The following is a 24126-nucleotide window of genomic DNA, read 5'->3' as shown; positions in this document are numbered from 1 at the left end:
AAATGGAGCATTCACTGGCCAGAAAAGGGTACGGGCGGCTTGCTTTTCAGACGGCGGATGAATGGCTTGCCCCCCTCCCCGCTCCGGATTCAGCAAAAGACACGATCGCCCGGACTTATCAAAAAGTCCGCTACGGCGGCGAACAGGTGTCAAAGGATGAGCGGGAAAGATTTAAACAGGCCATCAGGCATGTCATGACGGAGGTAAAACAGAAGGGTGAGAGATAACCTAATCATTTAACCCCACGCAGGGTGGCTTCTGTTGGGAGTGTGGTGCGAAGGGGTTTTGCATTTTTCTGGTGGATGCGTCCCAGTTAGGTGTCCATGGTGGTGCCAGTTAAAGCTTATAAAATGAAATTTCAGCTTATAAAACATAAAATCAGCTTATAAATTGTGATTTTCGCTTATAGAACAGGATTTCCACTTATAAAAAGAAGCCACAGGGCAGTGAGTAAAAATTACTCACCCTCCGTGGCTTTTGTTCACTATCTTACTTTGTGAACTGTTCTTCTTCAGTAGAGCCTTTAAGGGCTGTTGTTGATGAGGTGCCTCCTGAAATTACCGTGGCTACTTCATCAAAATAGCCGGTCCCGACTTCCCGCTGATGCTTCGTAGCCGTGTAGCCGTCTTTTTCACTCGCAAATTCAGCTTCCTGAAGTTCGGAGTATGCAGCCATTCCCCTTGTGCTGTATTCTCTGGCCAGTTCAAACATGCTGTGGTTGAGGGCATGGAAACCGGCGAGGGTCACAAACTGGAATTTATAGCCCATCCGGCCGAGTTCCTCCTGAAAACGGGCAATGGTTACGTCATCAAGCTTCTTTTTCCAGTTGAAAGACGGCGAGCAGTTATAGGCAAGCAGTTTCCCAGGGAACTTTTCATGAATCGCCGCAGCGAATTTCCGGGCCTCCTCGAGGTTCGGTTCGCTCGTTTCGCACCAGATCAGATCGGCATAAGGTGCGTAGGAGAGCCCCCGGGCAATAGCCTGGTCGATGCCGGCTGTTGTACGGTAGAAACCTTCAGGTGTCCGCTCACCTGTTATAAACCGGTGATCTTCCGGATCTACATCACTTGTAATCAGGTTGGCTGCGTTCGCATCCGTCCGGGCGATAATGACCGTCGGTACGTCCAGCACGTCCGCTGCCAGACGGGCTGAGATGAGGTTGCGTACAGACTGCTGTGTTGGAAGAAGGACTTTCCCGCCAAGGTGCCCGCACTTCTTTTCAGATGAGAGCTGATCTTCAAAATGGACAGCTGCTGCACCGGCTTCAATCATGCCTTTCATGAGTTCAAATACGTTCAGCTGGCCGCCAAAACCGGCTTCAGCGTCAGCCACAATGGGAACGAACCAGTCAGTTTCGCTTTTTCCCTCACTGTGGTCGATCTGATCGGCTCTCTGGAGAGCCTGGTTAATCCGCTTCACAACACTCGGTACACTGTTTGCCGGATACAGACTCTGGTCCGGGTACATCTGTCCCGAAAGATTGGCATCAGCTGCCACCTGCCAGCCGCTTAAGTATATGGCCTTTAGCCCTGCTTTTACCTGCTGAACGGCCTGATTTCCCGTCAGCGCTCCTAGAGCCCGGATAAAATCCTCCGTATGGAGAGAAGACCAGAGTTTTTCGGCTCCGTGGCGCGCGAGTGTATGCTCGATCGTCAGCGACCCTTTCAGGCGATCCACTTCCTCAGCCGTATAGGGACGCTCAACCCCCATCCAGCGCTCATTTGTATCCCAGTCTTTTTTAACCTGCTCTGCTGTTTTTCTCATCATTTTACCGCCTCCTCCGATTCATTTAAATATGGGTATGCTTTAAGAGTAAGAAATTCCGTAAATTGTTCTTCTGTCACCAGATCGCTGAATATCTGCTCCGCTGCCTCAAATCTGCTTTCCTTAAACGCCTTGTCACTGGGCACTGTGCTGATTTTTGCGATTTCCTCTTTGACCAGTTTCAGCACGAGTTCATTTGTAACCTTTCTTCCATCATCCAGAACCCCTTTCGGGTGACGGATCCACTGCCAGACCTGGGCCCGTGAAATTTCTGCAGTTGCCACATCTTCCATCAGATGATTAATTGGCACCGCACCCTGCCCCCTGAGCCAGGCTTCCACATACTGTAACCCTACAGAAATATTAGCTCGAAGACCTTCCTCTGTAATTGGCCCTTCGGGAACCGCAAGAAGGTCGGCTGCTGTGACAATAACGTCTTCACGCTGTCTGGAACGCTGATTAGGCTCCTGCATATGCCGGTTAAACACTTCCATCGCTACCCGAACGAGTGCCGGATGAGCTACCCATGTACCATCATGTCCGTCGAGCACTTCACGCTCTTTGTCCTTCTTTACTTTATCAAGCGCGGCGCTGTTCGCTTCCGGATCTCCTTTAACCGGGATCTGAGCTGCCATCCCGCCGATTGCATGCGCATTTCGTCTATGGCAGGTTTTCACTACGTAAAGGGTATAGGCCCGCATAAAATTAACCGTCATTGTTACAAGCGACCGGTCCGGCAGGATGAAGCGGTCGTGATTGCGCAGTTTCTTAATGTAGCTGAAGATGTAATCCCATCGACCGCAGTTCAGCCCGGCACTGTGTTTTCTCAGTTCATAAAGAATTTCATCCGCCTCAAAAGCACCGTGAATAGTTTCAATTAATACAGTGGCCTTTATTGTGCCTTCCGGTAAACCCAGTTCTCTCTGCGCATAGGTAAATACTTTGTTCCATAATCTCGCTTCCAGATGGGATTCCAGTTTCGGAAGATAAAAATACGGGCCGGCTCCCCGGTTCAGGAGTTCTTTGGCATTATGAAAAAAATAAAGTCCGAAATCAAAAAGTGCCCCGCTGACCGGCTTGCCGTTTATGTGTACAGAAGTTTCATCCAGATGCCAGCCTCTGGGGCGGACAAGAAGTACGGCCGGGTTGTCAGTGAGCACGTATTCCTTTCCGTTTTCAGCCGTAAAATCAAGTTGTCTCCTGATCGCATCGTACAGATTTTCCTGTCCTGCAAGCTGATTTTCCCAGGTAGGGGAATTCGCATCCTCAAGATCAGCCATGAAGACTTTCGCTCCTGAATTGAGGGCATTAAGCACCATCTTCCGGTTGCCTGCCGGACCTGTAATTTCCACCCTCCGGTCGTACAGGGAAGCCGGAACGTCATCCACTGTCCAAGTGCCGTTTCTGATCTCAGCTGTTTCCTTACGAAAATCCGGAAGATTTCCACTGTCAATGTCCTCCTGCTGCCGTCCTCTCTGTCTTAGTACAGATTGCCGTTCTGGTTCGAATTCCTCATGCAGCTTAGTGACAAATTCGCACGCATCGCCCGTCAGAATCCTGCCGTATTTTTTCTGAAGATCTTCGCTAATCATCCAGTTCAAGCCGCTTCCTCCTCTATTCGATATTCCCGTTCCCTAGACAGAAATGACAAACAACAGCGCCGGTACCGCAACATTCATGGCATTTGCTGCCTCCGTCTTTTGCTTTCGCCGTTTTGCTTTCTCCGCAGTTTTTGCACGTTACATCTCCGTGACCGTTACACTTATGGCAATTCATTTTTTCAACACCCTTTCGTTTTTTCTTTTCTGTTATGATACAGTTTCTATTACGTTATGTATTATATAACAGAGTGTTCTGTGTTTACAACCCATTTTTATAAATTTTCTGATAATAAGACGAATGTCCTTATATTATGCAGACTGAGAGTGCTTAAATCGACTTATCTTTTAGAAATCCCACTGCCTTTTTGCAACTGTGCCTGGAACTAACGGATCAAGTCCAAAATCGTCTGTTATTGTACAGTCTGCTGTTATCTCGCCGCGGAATATAACGATTTTCGTGACGAAAGAAACATAAAAAAACACCGGAATCCGGTGTTTTTTTATGACCAGCCCTGCACGGTCCGGCCTTTTCTTCCAGTTGTTGTTTCAGCTTTCATTAGTGAGCGGACAATCGCTTCTTCAGTTGCTTCTGCGGCTGCCTGAAACAGAGTGTGCATGACCGGCTGCTCTTCCCGAATCAGGTCACAGGAAAAAGTCTGCGCTTCTAACTGGTGGGGATATCGGCAGGCTGTCGAAAAAGCAATGGCAATGTCACCGCTCCCGTGACTCATATGGCTTCCCGTTCTGCCGAGCCCGATCGCACAACGTCTGGCCACACGGGTGAGGCGCCTGTGATCGAGCGGAGCATCGGATGCCAGAATAATCATGATCGATCCGTCCGATTCCGCATTCACTCCCTCTGTCCCTGAATACCTGCCACCTTTGTACCGTTCATCCTGAAACTCCTCTTTTTTACCGAAATTACTCAAAACCAGCACGCCGACTGTGTACCCTCCTGCCAGTCTGGACGCGGTGCCGATACCGCCCTTCATCCCGAAGCAGACCATTCCTCTTCCTGCACCAACTGCTCCTTCAGCAGACGGTTCATCGGATGCCTCTTCAATTGCCTTTACTGCGTGATCCGGTTTAACGGCAAAATGACGAATTGTATTCAAATAACTGTCGTTGCATTCTCCAGTTACCGTATTAACTGTACCGGTTGTATCACCGATCTCTGGTGTCCTGGAAAACAGGTAGCGGAGCGTTCCTTCGGTTACAGCAGGGACTGCGAACGTGTTTGTAAGCATGATTGGTGATTCAAGAAGGCCCAGTTCGTTCAGCTGAATCAGCCCGGTTGTTTTTCCAAACCCATTCAGTACAACCCCTGCTCCGGCAACCTTCTGGCGAAACAGGTTACCGGGGTGGGGGAGAATGGCTGTCACACCGGTACAGATTCGTTCACCGTTCTCAAGAGGCTCATCAAGGGTCACGTGGCCCACTTTGACACCTGGAACATCGGTAATACAGTTCTTATCTCCGGGCGAAAGCTTCCAGATATTCCGGTTCAGCTCTGTCATCTGTTCTGGGTGCGTGCCTGAAACAGTTCGAGCACAAGCTTTGTCATATTCCCCGGCTTGCCGTCTTTCACAGGATCACCGTCGATGGTGGTAACCGGAAGAACTTCTGACGTGGTGCTTGTAATAAACACTTCGTCTGCCTGTTTCATTTCCCTAACAGTAAAATGTTGTTCATCGAACCGGATTCCTGCTGTGTCACACACGTCCTTTAAGGCAGCCCTCGTAATTCCCGGAAGAATTTCACGGCTGAGAGGAGTGGTGATAATCGTATCGTCTTTCACGATAAACGCATTTGAGCTTGATGCTTCCGTCACACGGCCATCCTTATGAAGGATCGCTTCATAACAGCCTTTTTCTGAAGCGGTCTGTTTTGCCAGAATGTTGGGCAGGAGGTTAAGCGATTTGATATAACAGTTCGCCCAGCGCTCATCCGCATGGGTAACGGCCGCCACGCCGTTTTCAACCATGTCCCTGGTGAGTGCTGAAGCCGGCTTGACTGTCATAGAGACAGACGGCTTTGTCTCTTTTGGAAACAGGTGATTTCTCGGGGCGATCCCCCTTGTTACCTGTAGATAGACATAACAGTCCTTCAGTCCGGATTTTTCCACGCCCTCTTCTATAATTTCTTTGATTCTGCCGATCCCGCCATCAAGATCGATACGGATTTCACCTGCACTTTTTTCAAGGCGCTCCAGATGTTCCTCCAGCATAAAGCCATGTCCATTGTAATACCGGATTACTTCGTAAACGCCGTCACCAAACTGGTGCCCGCGCTCCTCTAACGGCACAGCTGCTTCACCGGAACTTAGATACTTCCCGTTGATGTATTCAATCGTCATGTGATCGCCTCCAACTTCTGTTTGTCTCAATTTTACATGGAATTCACTGCAGGAAAAACCATTTTGTTCGGCTTATCAGTTTTACACCTGCCGGGTCATTGCCGGTTGCCCCGGTTTTACCTGTTTCATATACATATAAATAGAACATATAACTGGAAACGGGGGAACCACAATGACCATTCTGGTTACCGGGTGCGCCGGTTTTATTGGTGCTCACCTGGTTAAGCGTCTTACCACAGCCGGTCACACTGTGACTGGCATCGATAACATAAATGATTACTATGATCCCGCTCTAAAGCAGGCACGGCTTAAATGGATTACCCACCCCGCTTTTACCTTCAAAAAAATGAATCTGGAAGATAAACAGACAATGGGTGAATTATTTAAACAGCTTAAACCCCGCATTGTCATTAACATGGCAGCACAGGCGGGAGTGCGCTACAGCCTGGAGGCGCCGCACACCTATATCCAGTCAAATATCGACGGGTTTACTACGTTACTGGAGTGCTGCCGGAACAATAAACCGGAACACCTTATTTTCGCTTCTACGAGTTCTGTCTACGGGGCAAACAAGCAGGTCCCATTTTCAACGGATGACCGGACCGACAACCCGATCAGCCTGTATGCTGCTACCAAAAAAGCGAATGAACTTCTAGCATGGACCTACAGCCACCTGTATGGGATCCCATCAACCGGTTTACGGTTCTTTACAGTTTACGGTCCGTGGGGCCGTCCTGACATGGCCCTGTTCACCTTTACGAAGCGGATCCTGAATAACGAGCCGATTGATGTCTATAATTACGGCAACATGAAACGTGATTTTACGTATGTAGACGATCTTGTTGAAAGCATTTTCCGCCTCATTCCGCTTCCGCCGGCGAGGGAGGTCCAGGGAACTTCTGATGAGTCACCACCATTTTCGCTGTATAATATTGGTAACAACTCTCCCGTTAATCTGTTGGAGATGATCACAATCCTGGAAAAGAAACTGGGAAAAAAAGCGGCCAGGCGGTCTCTTCCTCTTCAGCCTGGTGACATGGTTGAAACCTATGCCGATGTAACTCCGCTGCTGAAGAGAACCGGCTTCAAGCCTTCTGTTTCACTTGAGGAGGGGGTCAGTCATTTCGTTGACTGGTACCGGGCCTTTTACAGTATATAAAAGGGGACGGGGCGGCACCAGCCGTGCCAGGCAGGCTGGATATTAAAGTAAAAAGAGGTCGGAACATAAAGAAAGTGTTCAGATGAGATTGCGAACAAGCAGCCGACTAAGCGGATGAAATATACGCCGACTCCTGCGGGAATAAAAGCGCAGTTGAGACCCCGCAGTGCGAAGCACGCGGAGGCTCAGCCGCTTCCCGCGGAAAGCGGTGTATATTTCAGGAGCGATTTACTTAAACCGCCTGGTGATTGTTCGGATTTCCGTCTGAAAAAGCACTTATGTCCCGGCCTCTTTGTTGTTAATAACACTGCATACTGTTACATCATCACATCCTGCTCAATTTTTTTCATACGGTGAAAATATCCTTGTGAAGCCATTAATTCCTCGTACGAGCCTGACTCGATTACTGTCCCGTTACTTACAACGATAATCTGATCCATTTTTTCAAGGCCTTTCAGCCTGTGGCTGATCAAAACAAGCGTATCTTCCTCGGCTCTTTCAAAGAGCTTTTCAAACATCTGCTGTTCCGTGACGGCGTCAAGTGAAGAGGCCGGCTCGTCCAGCAGCCAGACCGGCGCCCCTTTAAGGAACGCTCTCGCCATGGCTAAGCGCTGCTTTTCACCGCCGCTCAGGTTGGAACCTTTCTCCTGTACAGCATCTTCCAGTCTTAAATGAGAGAGGCCTGCATCTCCCAGAGCAGCTTTCATCTCCTCATGGTTCGCCTGTTCTTTGGCGAGGCGGAGATTTTCCTCAACTGTGCCGAAAAAGAAGTGATTGTCCTGCAGAACCACATTTGTTCTGTCCCATATTTCTTCCTGCTGAAGATCATGACTGCTCATTCCGGAAATCCGGATCTCTCCTTTTTCAGGAAAGTGTGATTTCAGAATTAGCTGCATGAGTGTGGATTTTCCAGAGCCGCTCGGCCCGACGACTGCGGTTTTGCTGCCGGCAGGGATTGAAACGGTCAGACCGTTAAGAGCCGGTCTTTGTTCTTCCGGATACGTATAGGTCGCGTCCTTACACTCAATCGAATAAGGGCTGTTTGGCAATTCCCGGCCCTTTTCAGGATCCGGCACACGCTCTGAATCATCCAGCACCGCTTCCAGGCGCCCGGCCGCCACACGGCTGCCTTCAAAATGAGAAGGGAAAGCAGCCATAGGGGCCGAATTTTCAAAGACGGTAAGAGAAATCATGACGAGCATGGCGAGAAACAGCCCATTGAATTCACCAATTGAGGCAAAGTAGGCACCCAGGGCCAGAACAGCCCACGTAAACCAAAGACCCGCAGCGGTATTCACTGCTTCACTGTACTGGCGCTGCCCTGTTTCTTTTTCCTGGCCGTTGATGTAGGCCTCTGAAGCTTCTGCAAGTTCTGTTTCACGATCCTTCAGCTTCTGGCTCATCTTCAGTTCTTTAAACCCGAAAAGCAGTTCTGCTGCTTCTGTAGCAAGTAACCCCCGCTGTCCGCGGACATTTCTCTGGATCCGCCTTTCCTTCCAGGCGAACCAGGCAGGAATCAGAAATCCAGTCACAAGCAGGCCGGCAAACAGCAGCAGGGCAATATAAAATGAGAAGAAAGTTGTAAAGAAAATCGTGCTTAAAAAGATAAGCACCATTACGAGCGGCGGATAGAACACCCGGAGAAAGAAAAACTGCAGATGCTCAACGTCTCCGACGATCCTTGATAGAAGATCGCCTGACCGGTAGCGCTGAAAAATGCCTGGCGCAAGCGGTTCAAGCTTTCTGAAAAAATGAACTCTCAGACGGCTGAGCATGTTAAATGTGGCCTGGTGGGAATAGTATCGTTCCGCATACCTGCTTCCGGCCCGTCCGATACTTATGAACTTCAAAAAAGCAATCGTGAGCGTGAGTGTGTAGAGCGGGGGAACGAGAGCCGCTTTCGAAACAAGAAAACCGCTTGCTGCAAATAGTGCGACCGCAGCCACACCAGCCAGAAATCCAAAGAGTAAGGAAAGCAGAATTCCTTTACGCTCCGTTCCGATCAGCTTTACGACAATAGCGACGTCCTTCATCGGCTCTCACCTCCCTGATGCGCGTAGACCATCTGTCTGTAGTCCGCCGATGACTTAAGAAGATCCTCATGTGTCCCCCGGTCCGCAATTTTTCCGTTATTCATAAACAGAATCAGATCTGCATGTTTAATCGTATGCAGTCTGTGCGCGACAGTGATGACAGTCGCTCCGTCACCCAGTTCGTTCAGGGAGCGCTGAAGAATCTGTTCGGTTTCAAGATCCAGCCCGACTGTAGGCTCATCAAACAGAAGCAGGGACGGTTTTTTCAGGAACACCCTGGCTAAGGCAACCCGCTGCTTTTCCCCTCCGGAAAGACCGCGTCCACCTTCTCCAACGAAAGTGTCATAACCGTTATCGAGCGCTTCTGCCACCGGATCGAGCCCGGCCTTTCCGCCTGCACGAAGGACTTCTTCACGGGTGACGTCCGGCCCGGCACCAAGCATAATGTTTTCTGCAATCGTGCCTGAAAACAGGTAAGGGTGCTGGGACAAATACCCGACTTCATCAAACCAGGACTGTTCTGTGATTGTACTGCGCTCGTGTCCGCTGATGAGAATGTCCCCTTCATCAGGATCCAGCAGCCCCGCAAGAATGTGGACGAGGGTTGTTTTACCCGATCCGCTTGCTCCTGCTGCTGCAATACGGTCTCCCGGTGCGATCGTTGCACTGATCCCGGATAAAGCGAACCTGTCTTCACCATAGGAAAAGGAGAGGTTTCTCATGACCAGTTCCGGCGGTTTACCAGATGTATTCAGCACATCCTTTCCCCATGAAACATGCTTGGTCTCACGGTCCAGCTCTTCCCGAATTCGGCCCGCGGATGCCACACTGCCTCTACCCGAGTGAAAAGCAGTCCCTAAATTTTTCAGCAGATTAAAAAACTCAGGGGCAAGAATCAGAACCAGAAAAGCTGTGAAAAATGTGATGCTCTGGTAAATGACGAGTCTCAGACCGACTTCAACCGCAATTAATGCCACACTGAGCATCGCAATAAATTCAAGCATCAGAGCGGATAAAAAAGCGACTTTCAAAACATTCATCGTTGAGTCCCGGAAGTTGAGACTCGCGTCTTCGATCACCTGCTCCTGCTTTTTTGCACGCCCGAAAAGTTTCAATGTGGCAAGACCCTGCAGACTGTCAAGAAACCGGCCGGAAAACGCAGTCAGTTTCTCCACCTGTTCATCCTGCTTTTTCTGTGTCATCTTTCCAATAAGTATCATGCAGAACGGGATGAACGGTGCTGTAATGATCAGAATCAGCCCCGAGTACGGGTTTACGATAAAAATCGTAACAAGAATCATCAGGGGCACAATATACGTAATCACAAGCTGGGGGATATAGTGACTGTAGAAACTGTCAATTTCATCGACACCGTCCAGCAGGACACTCACCTTTTCTCCTGACTGCCCCTGCCCCGAAGCCTGCAGGGAGTTACCGGTGAATTTTTTTACGAGCATTTCCCGGTACTGTTTCTTCACATGGCCCGCCATTTTCAGGCCCGTCCGGTTTGTGAAGTGGGCAATCATAGTTCTTACCGTAAAGACAGCCAGCAGAATTAAAAGCAGCGGCAAAGCCCACGAAATTGTTTCATTTTGAAGAAATACGCCATCAACAACAGTTACGATCAGCCACGCCTGGGCGATGATGGCAGCACCATAAAGAAAAGCAAGGATATATAAAAGCCGCATGTGCGTTTTCTGTGCAAATGCGAGCCGTTTTAACTCTTTCATCATAGTGGTTCCACTCCTAAAAGGATGTGTTTTTGTGAAGTTTTTCACATAAATCGCGTTTGATAGGTTTTACTTTCACTTTTTCTAGTATAAACGATCACGGGTAAAATTACCTGTCCCCTGCTTGACGATTTTGCGACATCTCAAGTACCTGGTGGCTGCTGGGGATCATTATGGTACCTACTTCCCTGTTCCGAAGCATCCAAATAGTTATCACGTTACCTTTTCATGAAAAACACAAAACCGGCCCCGCAGGGGACCGGTTCTAAAAAAAGTTAATGCTAACTTTTCATTTTTGGATCGAGGGCATCGCGGAGTCCATCACCGATCATATTAAATCCGAGCACCACCAGCATGATCGAAAATCCCGGAAACAAAACAGTCCACGGTGCGCTCTGAATGTACTGCCTGGAATCCGAGAGCATCCTTCCCCATTCCGGTGTAGGCGCCTGCGCTCCGAGACCCAGAAAGCCGAGAGCTGCAGCTTCAAGGATCGCCACACCAAATCCGAGTGTGGCCTGTACGATAATTGGGGCGGTACTGTTTGGCAGCACGTGATGAAACAGGATTCTGTTGCTTTTCATCCCCTGTGCCTTGGCAGCAAGAATGTATTCCTCCTGCCTGATTGAGATGACCTTTGATCTGACGAGACGTCCGAAGATCGGCACGTTAATAATGGCAATCGCGATCATTGCGTTCTGCAGAGAAGGACCAAGCATCGCCACAATCGCGATGGCGAGAAGAATACTTGGGAAAGCAAGCATAATATCAAACACACGGGAGATGAGCATATCAACCCATTTCCCATAGTAGCCGGCCATAATACCAAGAAGCGAGCCAAACACCATGGCTCCGGTTACAGCTACAAACCCGATAATTAGGGAAATCTGGGCCCCAAACACGATCCGTGTGAAAATATCTCTGCCTGCGTAATCCGTACCAAACCAGTAGTTGGAAGACGGCCCCTGAAGGCGGTCACCGGAGTTCATGCCGCTCACGGTGTGCGTAGTCAGTACCGGGGCCAGAACCGCCAGAAGAATAAAGAACAGAATAATGACCAGTCCGACGATCGCCAGCTTGTTTTTCCGGAGCTGCCAGTAGGCTTCTCTCCACGGTGATATCGATTCAACCCGGGCTTCCTGAGGCTTTTCAGGACCCGGCATCGGCAGTTTTGTCTCTTTTTTTACAGTTTCCATGACGATTACCTCCCCTCATCCTCTATCTCTAGTATTTGATCCGTGGGTCAATATAGCTGTAGAGGAGATCGACAACCAGATTGATCAGGACGAACATGGTCGCAATGACAAGAATTCCGGACTGAATGACCGGATAATCGCGGTTTCCGATTGCTTCGTATACATACCGTCCGATTCCCGGCCAGCTGAAAATGGTTTCAGTCAGAAGGGCTCCGCCGAGAAGGGTGCCTGTCTGCAGACCGACCACAGTTAGAACCGGAATAACGGCGTTTTTAAATCCATGACGATAGATAATCGTAAACGTTCTGGATCCCTTCGCCTCCACTGTCCGCATATAGTCCTGCCTCATGACTTCAAGCATACTCGAACGGGTCATCCGGGCAATGATCGCCATTGGAATGGTCCCAAGGGCAATACCAGGCAGAATGAGATGCTTGACGCTTGTCCACCACTGGTCAAATCGGCCGTTAATGAGCGTATCAACTAAATAGAAGTACGTCGTTGTTTCCACAGGGTCACGGGGGTTGGCCCGTCCGAACGCAGGCAGCCATCCGAGCTCCTGTGCAAACACCCATTGCTGCATTAAACCGAGCCAGAAAATCGGCATGGAGACACCTACAAGGGCAATGATCATCGCGGTGTAATCAAACAGGGAATTCTGTTTCCAGGCACTGATAATACCGGCGTTGACTCCGACTACTACAGCAAAGATCAAAGCAAAGATGGTGAGCTCGATCGTCGCGGCCAGATAAGGCAGAATTTCCGTGGAAATTTCTCCTCGTGTCCGAAGTGACTGACCGAGATCTCCCTGGACAATTCCCGCTACGTAGTTTCCGTACTGGACAAAATAAGGTTCATTGAGCCCGAGCTGTTCTTCCAGACTTTCAATGGCCTGGGGACTTGCCTGTTCGCCAAGAATCACCTGAGCCGGATTACCCGGAATGAGGTGGATAATCGAAAATGTAATTAACGACATCCCGATGAGGACAGGGATCAGCATGAGCAGTCTTCGTATCGTATAAGCAAGCATCTCTTTCACCTCAGGCTTCCATTCAGCGTATGTATGTACTCTTGGATAAAGAGCAGTGAAGCGGCTCCGCTAAGGGAACCGCTCCCTCTCTTCATTTAAATCATTTTTATTCAGTAAGCTCCACTTCATGGAGAGATTCACTTGTTGATGGATGCGGTACATAGTTTTGTACACGCTCGCTTCCGGCAAGAACCGGAATAGAATGAACAAGTGGAATCATAGGAGCATCTTCATGGACAACCTGAGCGGCTTCCTGATAAATCTCATCGCGCTCGTCATCGTCGATGCTTACTTTACCGCGGTTGAATAGATCATCCGCCTCATCACTGCGGTAGAACGTACGGTTTCCTCCAGGAATGGCACTTCCGTGAAGCAGGTTGCCGTAGAAGTAGTCAGGGTCACCGTTTGTACCGGACCAGCCAAGCATGAACAGATCCTGTTCACCCTGCTCGGTACGCTCAAGATACGTTGCCCACTCTTCTGTATGAATGTTGGCTGTTACACCGACTTCATTGAAATTTTCCTGAAGGACTTCAGCTGCACGCTGCGGGTCCGGCATATAAGGACGGGCTACAGGCATCGTCCACAGGTCAAACTCAAGACCATCCGCATAGCCGGCTTCTTCAAGAAGTTCCATCGCACGTTCAGGATCGTACTCGTACTCGTCAACATTATCGTTATAGCCGAGGTAGTCCGGCGGGATAATATTTTTCGCAGGCTCTGCAAGACCGGCAAACAGCGTCTCAATCAGAGCTTCTTTGTCTACTGCATGGTTAAGCGCCTGACGGACAAGCACATCGTCAAACGGCTCTTTTTCCATGTTAAAGCCAAGGTATCCGATGTTGTTTGTCGCACGTTCAAACACAGTCATGCCGTCTTCTCCCTCGATCGCATCCACATCATCCGGGTTAAGCCCGTCCATGATGTCGATTTCACCTGAACGAAGGGCAGTAAGACGTGCTGAGTTATCCGGGATTACCTGGAAGATAACAGAGTCCAGTTTCGGATACCCTTCCTGCCAGTAGTCTTCGTTCTTTTCAAGTACAATCTGGTCATCACGGGACCAGCTGACAAACTTAAATGGACCTGTTCCTACAGGATTTTCGTTGATTGCACTGCCGTATTCCTCAAATGCAGCAGGAGAAGTGATGGCAAAGTAGCTCATACCCATATTCTGGATAAAGGAACCGAGCTGCTCGTTGAGTACAAATTCAACCTCATGATCATTAATGACGTTGATTTCATCAATCACATGACCGTCATCCCCGGCGAAACCGCCGAACTGAGTGCCGTAAACACTGTAGTTGTAACCCTCATCAGCGAAAGCAAACTCGTGCTCCGGGTCTGCCCAGCGCTCAAAGTTCAATTTGACAGCATCAGCATTAAAATCTGTTCCATCGTGGAACGTCACGCCTTCTTCTAAGTAAAACGTGTACGTGAGACCATCGTCGGCAACATCCCAGTCATGAGCCAGGCCGGGACCGATTTCAAATGAGTCAGCATCAAACTCGAGAAGAGACTCGTAAATCTGTTTCGTTACACGGGAGGACTCCCCGTCTGTTACACTCGCATAGTCAAGACTTACCGAATCTCCCCCACGGGCGAAAATCAGTGTCTGATCAGCAGCAAGGTTACCATCTTCACTGCCATTCTCACTGCCTTCATCCCCGTTTTCTTCTGTTTCTTCCCCGTTGTCTCCAGTATCCTCGTCCCCGCCGGTCTCATCATCTCCGCCGCACGCAGCAAGAGACGCAACCAGGGCGACAGACAGTGGCCACATCCACAAACTCTTCTTGCGCATCTCGTTTCCCCCTTAAATAAAATTAGTTTACTTTCTTATGAAAATCTGCGGCCGCTCAGTTCTTTACAGAATCTTCGTAAAGGTGACAGGCCACAAAATGGTTAACCGTTTTTTCCCTGAACTCGGGACGAACCTGCCTGCATATATCCATCGCCTCCGGACAGCGCGTATGAAACGCACAACCTGAAGGCGGATTTGACGGACTGGGTACATCTCCCTGTAAAATGATGCGTTCTTTTTTTGCATCCGGATCCGGATTTGGAACGGCTGACATCAGGGAACGAGTGTAAGGATGAAGCGGATTTTCGTAAAGTTCTTCGTTGTCCGCAAGCTCCACCATCCTGCCGAGATACATGACGCCCACTCTGTCACTGATGTGTCTGACCACACTCAGGTCGTGGGCAATAAAAACGTAGGTAAGTCCAAATTCCTCCTGAAGGTCCTCCATCAGATTCAGAATCTGGGACTGAATGGACACATCAAGAGCGGAAACAGGCTCATCACATACAATCAGTTTCGGATTAACGATGAGCGCACGGGCGATCCCGATCCGCTGCCGCTGTCCTCCGCTGAACTGGTGGGGATACCGCTGGGCGTGTTCTCCCGGAAGTCCGACTGTCTCAAGGATCTGCTTCACCTTTTCAAGCCTTTCCTTTTTGGAACCGATCCCATGGACAATGAGCGGTTCCCCGAGAATTTTTTCAACTTTATGACGGGGATTCAGCGAGGCGTAGGGATCCTGAAAGATGATCTGCATGTCCCTGCGCATCTTTCTCATTTCCTCCTGCGACATACCCGTAATATCCTTACCGTCAAATAGCACTTCTCCTTCAGTCGGCTCCGTGAGCCGCAGGAGTGCTTTACCTGTCGTTGATTTTCCGCAGCCCGATTCCCCTACAATACCGAGAACCTCTTTTTCGTAAACAGAAAAAGATACATCGTCCACCGCTTTGACTTCTCCCACCTTGCGGGAAAAAATACCGCCTGTAACATCAAAATATTTTTTTAATCCTTTGACTTCTAGTAATGGTTTAGACATGGCTGACCTCCGCCTCTTTCTTTTCATAGAGGAAGCAGCGGCACGTATGGCCGTCCTTCAGCTCAATCAGCTCCGGATTTTCACGGTAGCAGCGGTCAAACACTTTCTCACACCTTGCCGCAAACCGGCATCCGTTTTTAATCGATCCTGGTTTTGGAACATTGCCCGGAATTGAATAGAGCCTTTGATCCCGCTGATCCATTTTCGGAAGGGAGCGGATCAGACCCTGTGTATATGGATGCTTCGGCGTCTTCAGAATAGTTCTGACATCCCCCTGCTCGACCACTTTTCCCGCATACATGACAACGACCCGGTCGCACATCTCCGCAACCACACCGAGATCATGCGTGATCATCATGATCGCCGTCCCATTCTCACGGTTCAGCTTTTTCATCAGTTCAAGAATCTGGGCCTGAATCGTGACATCGAGTGCTGTAGTCGGCTCATCGGCAATCAGAACCTCAGGATCACACGCCATGGCAATGGCAATCATCACCCGCTGGCGCATCCCTCCGGAAAGCTGGTGCGGATATTCATCAATAATTTCCTTCGCTCTTGGTATGCCGACAAGCTCAAGCATGTCCACAGCGATCTTCCGGCCTTCTTTTTTCGATACTGCCCGGTGATTGCGCACACCTTCGATAATCTGATGACCGATTTTATACAATGGATCGAGGGACGTCATCGGCTCCTGAAAGATCATGGCGATCTGATCCCCGCGAATCTGTCTCATCCGCTTCTTGCTTACTTTTACAAGATTCTCGGTTTTTTCTGCGCCATCCTTCCCATGCCTGAACAGAATCTCCCCTCCGACAATCTTCCCGGGGGGCTTTGGAATCAGGCCCATCACGGAGAGTGACGTGACACTTTTCCCGCAGCCTGATTCGCCGACAACACCGAGAACTTCCCCGCTGTGGATGGCAAAACTGACGTTATCAACTGCGGGAACTTCACCGCGGTCGGTAAAAAAATGAGTTTGCAATTCATTGATTTCGAGAACTGGCTTCTTCATCTGACTCCTCCAATGTCTCTGTCTGAGGACACGGTGCCCCGGCACCTCTGCTGAAAAATATGTAGAATCCGGAAATATAGACTTGTTTATATATGGTTAATGGAAGAATACTATATTTGTAAAAATAAATCAACGAAATTTTATTAATTTTAAAACAATTCAGTAATCAAAAAGTCCTGCACTATGCTTTGTCTTACCGGGACTTTGTCTGGTATTTTTTCTCAACCACTATAGATTATTGTCTTGTACATGCCTTTAGTCCCTGGGCCAGGACACCCTATTTCTACAATATATGAAGTCTATTCGACTATTTTTTCAAAAAGAATATTCGAATAATTTCTTCCTACAAAAAGGAAAACAGGTCCTGCCGCGAGGCAGGACCTGTTTAACATTATGGTAAAAGCACTTTCAGTTGTTCTTCTGTGTGTTCACTGACTGCATTCGTACCGCCGAGAATTGAAAGATGATCAATTCCGTTGTTCAGGATGTAAGCTTCAGCTGAAGCTGCAGGCTCATCTCCAGTAAGAAGAATGCCGGTTTGATATCCAGCTGCAAGTACTGCACCTGAAAGGGCATCAGGGAATTCTCTTCCTGTTGCAATGAACAGGCGGTTCGTGCTGCCAAAGTATTCGGCTACAGCAACACTCGTTTCGTAGCGGTTGTCTCCATAAATCCGATACGGATCAGGAAGCTGGCCAAACACCTCATCACTGATGGCGTTTTCCCCGCCGATCACCAGCACTTCTTCAATACTGAGATCGTTCAGGGCACCAGCCGTAGCCTCATGGAGCTGTTCTCCGTTTGTGAGAAGCACAGGGTAGCCGTTCTGAGCTGCATGAGAGGCTGATGATACGCTGTCGGCAAAATCAAGTCCGTTCACAAGCAGAGCTGGCTCTCCGCTTGTCCCGTCCAGCTCACCGGCAATGGCTGCTGCTGTTTCATAACGGTTTTCACCGGCGATCCGTTCCACTGCGAGACCAAGATCCACAAGGGACTGTTCAACATTTTCACTTACTGCATTTTCTCCCCCGAGAATAATGACATTCTCAGCACCGAGGCGCGTGATCTCCTCCGCCGTTACATCGCGCAGATAATCTGAGGATGTCAGAAGAACCGGTGCATCGTACTGATAAGCAAGCGGAGCTGCAGATAGCGCGTCGGCAAAATCGTCTCCTCGTGCAAGAAGAACGGTATCTGCTTCTTCCCAGCCTGCCTGACTGATTGCCGCGGCTGTCTCATAACGGTTTTCACCATAGATGCGATCGATCATGCTTTCCTGGGCTTCTGTAACCGTAATACTGCCTGCAGCCACCTGTGAAGCAGTGTTGCCGGCCTGGTCTGTGATCGTCACTTCGACCCGCGCTTCATCAATCACAAGTCCTTCTGGTACTGTCCAGGACCCTTCATACCCTCCAGGAGCTGTTTCTGTCATATCTTTGCTCAGACCCTCACTGTTATTGGATCCAATTGGCAGTTTGACCGAGAAGACTGCTTCTCCTCCGTATACGTCACTTTCAAAACTTACTTGAACCGTATCACCTGCTATTACCGTCATGTCCTCTGAAGGCTCAAGACCGGCAATCTCCGGTACAGATGTGTTTTTTACGACTGTACGTTCAGCTGCTGCGGTGTTGCCGGCAAGGTCAGCTGCTTCAACTGTAATCGTATGCTCCCCTTCTTCTGCAAGGAGAAGCGTTTCGGAAAATGTACCGTCGTCCTCTACCTGCGTTTCCGTTCCGTTAACAGATACATAAGCAAGGTTGTCATCTGCTGCTTCACCTGTCACCGTCACACTGTCCCTCTTCGTTACCATTCCTTCTTCAGGAGCAGTAATGGTGATTTCAGGTGCGGTGACATCTTTTACGACCGTTAACACAGAAGATGGGTCTGAATCGCCATCCTCACTTACAGAAACAGCCGTAAGTTCATTTGTTCCTTCTGTCAGCTCCACCTCCGCGCTGAACGTGCGATCAACTGCTTCAGTTTCTGCTGCCGTCTGATCCCCATTATAAATCGTCACAGGCCCGTCGGCATTAGTCGTGCCACTGACTTCAACTGTATCTTCATTTGTGTAAATTGTGTCTTCCTGATCCCACGACGGCGCATTGAGTGCGTAGGTGACATCAGAACGAATCATGATATTTCCGTATTCCTCATCTAGCTGTTCAAAACTTCCGTTTGCATAGGTGTAGGAACGTTCGGCAAACGGCCCGGACTCGTCCATCCCCATTCCCGGTGCATTCGGGTTGGATCCGGTCTGGATCATAACGACATAGAAATCCCTGTCAGTTGTAAAGCTGTATTCAGATAGATCCACATAATTCCATCCGCCACGCTCGCCCTCGACTTCAACCGGACCAATTACCATATTGCCGGCTCCGCCTCCAGGTACGCTGTCAAATACAGCAACCGCAAAGTCGTCAGAACCTGGTACAGGCCAGTCGGTGCCCCACAGGTAAACGCTCACGCCGTCAACACGGGCTTCTGCCTGAGGTGTCATGCGCATGCCCCATCCAGCACCGGCATTGTAAAAGGCCCGGGCATTTTCAGCAGAACCGTCATCATAGGCAATTTCACCATTAAAGCCAATGAAAGGACGAAGTTCCACGGAGACATTGCTCACTTCACCGCCTGTGACTTCCACTTCTGCTTCTCCGCTGTGGTAGTCCGGATGAGTCACCAGAACGGTATAGGAACCTTCAAGGACGTCTTCAAGTGTAAAAGTTCCGGTATCATCGGTTGTATCAGCAGATACTCTGCTGTCTTCTGCAAGTGAGACCGAGGCGCCTTCAACAGGTTCGCCTGTCCGCTGATCGGTTACTTCACCGGAGGCTTCACCAGTCGGTACCGGGTCAAGAACAAAAGACTGCTGTTTAACCGTATCAGGTTCCAGCTCGAGCTCGATTGTTTCCGAATAGAATCCATAAGATTCAACTGTGAGGGTGTATGGTTCACCATCTTCTGACGCAGCATGGATCAGCGTGTAGCTGCCGTCTGCCGGGTCTGTACGAACCGTTCTCCCTGTTTCCTCAACCGTCAGAGTTGCCGCGAGCGGCAGACCCGTAACTTCTTCGGAAATGTCATCTTCAGACGTGTAGTAATGGTGGCTGTCACTGTTAAGTGTGAACGTAACAGGCACTTCATAAATATCTTCTGATTTCTCATCAGCTTGAACAACCGCTGTTTCGCCGTGTGATGCGGCAGCTGTACTAGCTTCAGTTTCAAACGATCCGACTACTGTAAGTTCATCAATGTACCAGCCCGCTTCAGGGGAGATAAACGGTGAACCGTTATTCAGGAAGCGGAGCTGAATTTCTTCGCCCGCAAACTCATCAAGTCGAAGCGTGGTTTCCTCCCATGCACGAATACGTGCACCGTATTCAGCAATCTGCTCCCAGCTCTCACCTTCGTCGATAGAGACAAGTACCTGTCCGTTATGGAAAAGTGTATGGTCTCTCCAGTGGGAGAACGTCATTTCAGCGGAAGCAGCTTCTGTCAGGTCGATAACCGGAGACTCGATCCAGCTCTGTTCGTCAGCGTTATAAACACCGTCCAGATTCGTGCCCCACAGGTTATCGCCTGCCTCCGCTTCATTCGGTCCGTAGGTCGGCTCTCCCCACTCCCACGAGTTGTTGTTTCCGCCTGTGGCAAAACCGCCGTCATCCTGATCAAAGTTCTCATAGTAGACCGGCTCGATCACAGGAGTAACAACAGTAAGCGTTTCTGAAAACCCGCTTTCGTTACCGGCAAAATCGATTGCTTTTACTTTATATTCATAGACTGTCTGTCCCTCAATATCAGGATCTGTGAAGGATCTGTCCCCTGTTTCCCCGATTTCCTCAAAGTCTTCTCCTTCAAGAGCACGGTGAACCTGATACTTTTCAACATCAAGATCTTCCGGTGCATTCCAGGAAACAGTCACACCGTCTGTTTTGGCAGAAGCTTCAAGGTTTACCGGCTCGCCTGGAGGTGTGGTATCCACTCCGACGAGCTCCACATCGTCAAGATACCAGCCTTCGTACTGGGCGTTATTTGCATTGCCTGAGTGGTGACGAAACCCGACAAGGACAGGCTCTTCTGAACCTGTAAAGTCGTTCAGGTCAAGATAATATCCTTCCCATCCGTCACTCTGACCGGCAAAAAATGTTCCCTGACGGTCCCACGTGTCACCGTAGTCGGTACTTACATAAAGTTCCGAGTAATCATACGGCAGTACGGTCGCAGGTGTGCTGTACCAGTGGTGGAAACGAAGAGAAGCTTCGTCCGCCTCCCTTAAGTCGATAGGAGGTGCCACTAGCATTCTGTCATCGCGCGGATCGTAAACGCCGTGCGGGTTCGTTGCGATCACACGGTCTCCCGCTTCCGGCTCCGGTCCGAGTGTCGGCTCGTCCCAGGCCCAGTCTCCTTCAAAAATCCAGCCTACAGGCTGCTCACTGAAGTCTGTTGCATATTCATCGGGCTTAATTCCGAAACGCACGTCAACATCCGTTACCTCTGTTTCTGTGACGTTATTGCCAAAGTCGTTTGCTTCAATGGAGTAACTGAAGCCTTCACCTGTAATGTAATCAGCCGGTATTTCTGTCCTGAAGGCTCCTTCCCGGTGATTGCCGGACTCCTGTTCCATTGGAATCACGAGATCATATTCGAGATGCGGAACAGACACAAGCAGTCTTACACTTGTAATGGCCACATCGTCTTCCACATCTGCGTAGATAGGAAGGTCAATTCCTTCATATGCTGCGGTAATTGGATCATGGCTGATTTCAGGAGCGTTCGTATCCTCTCCTTCTTTCAGAACATATCCTTCCACACTGCTGTGGCCGTCTGAAATGGCAAGTACCGCTTCATAGGCATCGACCAGACCGCGGCCGTAACCGTTATTCGGTGATTCAGGATACTGATCGTCTGTTAGCGGTGTGACAGAATTATTCAGTACCTCTTCCAAGTCGTCAGGAGTGAGGGACGCATCCATCGATAGAAGAAGAGCAGCGATTCCGGCTACATTCGGTGCTGCCATCGATGTCCCGTTCCAGCCCCCCTGATAACCTCCAGGTACCGCCGAACGGATATTCACACCAGGTGCTGCAATATCAGGTTTCAGGTTGTCGTCATAAGGACCTGGTCCCTGGTTGGAGAACCCTCCGCGTATATTATCAATGTCCGTCGCCCCTACCGCATAACTTTCAGGGTAGTTGGACGGCGTGCTTATCGATCCCGGTTCCGACTGTCCCGGGGTGTTTCCGGCTGCAAACACAGGGAAAATACCTGCATCTCTCCATGCATTCACCATTGGACGGTACCATTCATCAAGATCTGATGAACCGCCCCATGAGTTGTTCACAATATCAGGCGCAAGCTCCGGGTCGCCGTTTGGCGCGAGCATAAACTCACCCGCTGCCAGAAGCCACGACTGCATGCCGCCATCATTAGTGAGAGCTCTGGCGGTAATCCATTCCGCGTTAGGAGCGACCCCGATCTTGTTGTTTCCGCTCAGATCCTGACCGAGCATCGTCCCCATGACGTGAGTACCGTGGGGGTTTACGGGGTCTTCCACAGGCATCTGTTCCCCGTTAATCGCGTCAAACCAGTTTCCTTCGGGATTCGGGTTTTCCGGATCATTCGCATCATACCCTCTCCACTGATGCATGAGCGCTTCGTGTGACCAGTCGATTCCCGTATCAATCATCCCGATCACAACGCCTGTTCCATCGAGACCAAATTCATTCCAAACCTGCGGTGCGTTTACCGCATCGATATTCCACTCCACACCATCACTGGATGTTTCAATTTCGTACTCTTCCGATTTTTCAGGAAATTCAACATGAATCTCCTGATCGAGTTTGACAGTACGGATTTCAGGATAGGATGCGAGATCCTCCAGTACATCCTCCGTGACCGTGGCAGATACTACATTCATAATGTAATAGCTTGTAAATTCCTGCACGGACCCTTCTTCAAGCTGGCTGTCAAGATACGATACAACCTGCTGCTGGGTACGGTCGGCGTTAGCCTGCAGTTCCCGGACCACTGCCGCCCGTTTCGTTTTCGTTTCTTCGTGTTTTGATGTATTGGCGTCCAGGTTTGCTGCTGCATCTGCAGCAACCTGCCCTGTATCCACCTGAGATTCAAATTCAATAAGTACATCCACATATTCTTCTGTGGCAAATGTCGTCGTTACTTCTGCGTCCACTGTCACTTCAGCACTTTCGCGGTTTTCATCTGACCAGGATACACTGTCAGTCGGTCCGGATGCTGGTGCTGCTGAAATGGTGCTGCTGAAAGCAGAGAATACAATCAGAAAACTCATAAAGACTGCCATTGATCTCGTAAACTTCATTTTCAACCCGTTTCTCTCCCTGCTTTTGTGTTTTTTTGCGGACACTCGCTCGTCTCTGCTAAACTCTGCTCGCCTCCTCTTAATCTTTGAAAATACAAGAACCCACAAATCGACAGGAAATAATAATAGCAGGACACCGATTTTGATTCCTGCATAATATTTTCCTGATGGTAGTCATAATACCACAGAATTTTTAGATTTTTCAACATTTTATACTACTTTTGTTATATAAAATTAAAAATAGTCCTAATACTCCATTCAATATTTGTCTAATAATTGAATTTTTTTATGAAATTACATCTATAAGAATTCTTTTCCAGCACTTCAATCTAAAATCTGATAAATCTCGCTGAAACTATATACAAATCCTTCTAAAAAATGGAAGCAGCGATACTGAGCGGTGTCCTTTGTGAAAAAAAAAAAAGCGCGACTCCCACTTCAAAGGAATCTGCGCTGTATTAATGGAATCGTTATTTAACAAAATCGGATGAAGCTTCCTCGTCAATATAAGCTCCTTTTTCCTGAAGGATCCCAAGGGTTTCTTCAAGATCCTTCCTGTTCACCTTAAACTCCGCGACAAATGCGGCTTCACTGTTTTCATCTGGATTACCTGATCCTAATTCACGTTTTTCAATACTATTTCCCAGAGCACCTTTCCTTCCAGCCGGGGGCACACCAACTCCGGATCTTGGAATTGGAATCAGTATGAGGTCACTAGGATTCTGGGGCATTTCTTCAATCCGAAAATCCGACGCATTTACTTTCTGCAGACTCATCTTAGCAGACTCCGCTTCACTCTCACTATTAAAATAGGCCTGTATTTTTAAACTTTCCATAATTATCGTTCCTCCTTAAACTTATTTCACTGCTTTTTCCTGTACCCATAATAAATACCCACTGGCACCTTGAGCCAAAACCTCCTGATTCCCCAATGTACGTTTACGGAATCAATACAACTCATCTTTACAATCAATTCTGTAGTCTTACCTGAGATGGGGGTTATGATTAACTGAACCATTCTGCTGTTCCTTATCAGATTTTAAGGAAATTTCACTTTTCATCACTATC

General features: G+C 49.1%; 15 protein-coding genes. 2 read left to right on the top strand and 13 right to left on the bottom strand.

Features of this window, described 5'->3' with window-relative positions; genetic code table 11:
• Positions 1-2: 2 nt before the first annotated feature.
• Complete coding sequence (locus CR205_RS00275; RefSeq protein WP_110515793.1) at positions 3-227, top strand: DUF4129 domain-containing protein; 225 nt, start codon at positions 3-5, stop codon at positions 225-227.
• Positions 228-489: 262 nt separating this feature from the next.
• On the opposite strand, the gene aceA is transcribed toward CR205_RS00275, so the two are convergent.
• From aceA to dat, 4 genes are all read right to left on the bottom strand, one after another.
• Positions 490-1767 carry an isocitrate lyase gene (gene aceA, locus CR205_RS00270; RefSeq protein WP_110515791.1) on the bottom strand — a complete coding sequence of 426 codons (1278 nt, stop codon included), beginning with the start codon at positions 1765-1767 and terminating at the stop codon, positions 490-492.
• Positions 1764-3356, bottom strand: a complete 1593-nt coding sequence (gene aceB, locus CR205_RS00265) for a malate synthase A (protein ID WP_110519576.1) — start codon at positions 3354-3356, stop codon at positions 1764-1766. Before aceB ends, aceA begins: the two co-directional genes overlap by 4 nt.
• A 509-nt stretch (positions 3357-3865) precedes the next feature.
• The gene (locus tag CR205_RS00260) at positions 3866-4882 is read right to left on the bottom strand and encodes a P1 family peptidase (protein ID WP_110515789.1); all 1017 of its coding nucleotides are present in this window, start codon (positions 4880-4882) and stop codon (positions 3866-3868) included.
• On the bottom strand, positions 4879-5721 hold the full coding sequence (dat, locus tag CR205_RS00255; RefSeq protein ID WP_110515787.1) for a D-amino-acid transaminase: 843 nt from the start codon (positions 5719-5721) through the stop codon (positions 4879-4881). Before dat ends, CR205_RS00260 begins: the two co-directional genes overlap by 4 nt.
• Before the next feature lie 172 nt (positions 5722-5893).
• Between dat and CR205_RS00250 the strand changes: the two genes are divergently transcribed.
• Entirely contained in the window at positions 5894-6880 is a 987-nt protein-coding gene (locus CR205_RS00250; RefSeq protein ID WP_110515785.1) for an NAD-dependent epimerase/dehydratase family protein, read from the top strand.
• Positions 6881-7197: 317 nt separating this feature from the next.
• Here CR205_RS00250 and cydC read toward each other — a convergent pair whose 3' ends face one another.
• The 9 genes from cydC to CR205_RS00205 all read right to left on the bottom strand — a co-directional run bounded on the left by cydC (position 7198) and on the right by CR205_RS00205 (position 23894).
• On the bottom strand, positions 7198-8913 hold the full coding sequence (gene cydC / locus CR205_RS00245) for a thiol reductant ABC exporter subunit CydC (protein ID WP_110515783.1): 1716 nt from the start codon (positions 8911-8913) through the stop codon (positions 7198-7200).
• Positions 8910-10646, bottom strand: a complete 1737-nt coding sequence (gene cydD, locus CR205_RS00240; protein WP_328587701.1) for a thiol reductant ABC exporter subunit CydD — start codon at positions 10644-10646, stop codon at positions 8910-8912. Before cydD ends, cydC begins: the two co-directional genes overlap by 4 nt.
• 278 nt (positions 10647-10924) lie before the next feature.
• Complete coding sequence (locus CR205_RS00235) at positions 10925-11839, bottom strand: ABC transporter permease (protein WP_110515781.1); 915 nt, start codon at positions 11837-11839, stop codon at positions 10925-10927.
• Between the two features lie 28 nt (positions 11840-11867).
• Positions 11868-12869, bottom strand: coding sequence for an ABC transporter permease (locus tag CR205_RS00230; RefSeq protein WP_110515779.1), 1002 nt, complete (start codon positions 12867-12869; stop codon positions 11868-11870).
• Between the two features lie 106 nt (positions 12870-12975).
• Positions 12976-14670 carry an ABC transporter substrate-binding protein gene (locus CR205_RS00225; protein ID WP_110515777.1) on the bottom strand — a complete coding sequence of 565 codons (1695 nt, stop codon included), beginning with the start codon at positions 14668-14670 and terminating at the stop codon, positions 12976-12978.
• Positions 14671-14725: 55 nt separating this feature from the next.
• On the bottom strand, positions 14726-15709 hold the full coding sequence (locus tag CR205_RS00220; protein ID WP_110515774.1) for an ABC transporter ATP-binding protein: 984 nt from the start codon (positions 15707-15709) through the stop codon (positions 14726-14728).
• Positions 15702-16721, bottom strand: a complete 1020-nt coding sequence (locus CR205_RS00215; protein WP_110515772.1) for an ABC transporter ATP-binding protein — start codon at positions 16719-16721, stop codon at positions 15702-15704. The genes CR205_RS00220 and CR205_RS00215 overlap by 8 nt, the downstream gene beginning before the upstream one ends.
• Positions 16722-17112: 391 nt before the next feature.
• Complete coding sequence (locus CR205_RS00210) at positions 17113-23058, bottom strand: cell wall-binding repeat-containing protein (protein WP_236634747.1); 5946 nt, start codon at positions 23056-23058, stop codon at positions 17113-17115.
• A 470-nt stretch (positions 23059-23528) separates the two neighbouring features.
• On the bottom strand, positions 23529-23894 hold the full coding sequence (locus CR205_RS00205; RefSeq protein WP_110515768.1) for a hypothetical protein: 366 nt from the start codon (positions 23892-23894) through the stop codon (positions 23529-23531).
• Positions 23895-24126: the final 232 nt, after the last annotated feature.

It is taken from the genome of Alteribacter lacisalsi, assembly GCF_003226345.1.
GTDB classification, from domain to species: domain Bacteria; phylum Bacillota; class Bacilli; order Bacillales; family Salisediminibacteriaceae; genus Alteribacter; species Alteribacter lacisalsi.
This window is presented reverse-complemented; position numbering and strand designations above follow the sequence as displayed.

What these genes read in the sequence shown, in the direction of transcription:
- cydC (WP_110515783.1), bottom strand. Translation starts at nt 8,913, where the DNA reads ATGAAGGACGTCGCTATTGTCGTAAAGCTGATCGGAACGGAGCGTAAA.
- CR205_RS00250 (WP_110515785.1), top strand. Translation starts at nt 5,894, where the DNA reads ATGACCATTCTGGTTACCGGGTGCGCCGGTTTTATTGGTGCTCACCTG.
- CR205_RS00275 (WP_110515793.1), top strand. Translation starts at nt 3, where the DNA reads ATGGAGCATTCACTGGCCAGAAAAGGGTACGGGCGGCTTGCTTTTCAG.
- cydD (WP_328587701.1), bottom strand. Translation starts at nt 10,646, where the DNA reads ATGATGAAAGAGTTAAAACGGCTCGCATTTGCACAGAAAACGCACATG.
- CR205_RS00205 (WP_110515768.1), bottom strand. Translation starts at nt 23,894, where the DNA reads ATGGAAAGTTTAAAAATACAGGCCTATTTTAATAGTGAGAGTGAAGCG.
- CR205_RS00220 (WP_110515774.1), bottom strand. Translation starts at nt 15,709, where the DNA reads ATGTCTAAACCATTACTAGAAGTCAAAGGATTAAAAAAATATTTTGAT.
- CR205_RS00230 (WP_110515779.1), bottom strand. Translation starts at nt 12,869, where the DNA reads ATGCTTGCTTATACGATACGAAGACTGCTCATGCTGATCCCTGTCCTC.
- CR205_RS00235 (WP_110515781.1), bottom strand. Translation starts at nt 11,839, where the DNA reads ATGGAAACTGTAAAAAAAGAGACAAAACTGCCGATGCCGGGTCCTGAA.
- CR205_RS00225 (WP_110515777.1), bottom strand. Translation starts at nt 14,670, where the DNA reads ATGCGCAAGAAGAGTTTGTGGATGTGGCCACTGTCTGTCGCCCTGGTT.
- aceA (WP_110515791.1), bottom strand. Translation starts at nt 1,767, where the DNA reads ATGATGAGAAAAACAGCAGAGCAGGTTAAAAAAGACTGGGATACAAAT.
- CR205_RS00260 (WP_110515789.1), bottom strand. Translation starts at nt 4,882, where the DNA reads ATGACAGAGCTGAACCGGAATATCTGGAAGCTTTCGCCCGGAGATAAG.
- dat (WP_110515787.1), bottom strand. Translation starts at nt 5,721, where the DNA reads ATGACGATTGAATACATCAACGGGAAGTATCTAAGTTCCGGTGAAGCA.
- CR205_RS00215 (WP_110515772.1), bottom strand. Translation starts at nt 16,721, where the DNA reads ATGAAGAAGCCAGTTCTCGAAATCAATGAATTGCAAACTCATTTTTTT.
- aceB (WP_110519576.1), bottom strand. Translation starts at nt 3,356, where the DNA reads ATGATTAGCGAAGATCTTCAGAAAAAATACGGCAGGATTCTGACGGGC.
- CR205_RS00210 (WP_236634747.1), bottom strand. Translation starts at nt 23,058, where the DNA reads ATGAAGTTTACGAGATCAATGGCAGTCTTTATGAGTTTTCTGATTGTA.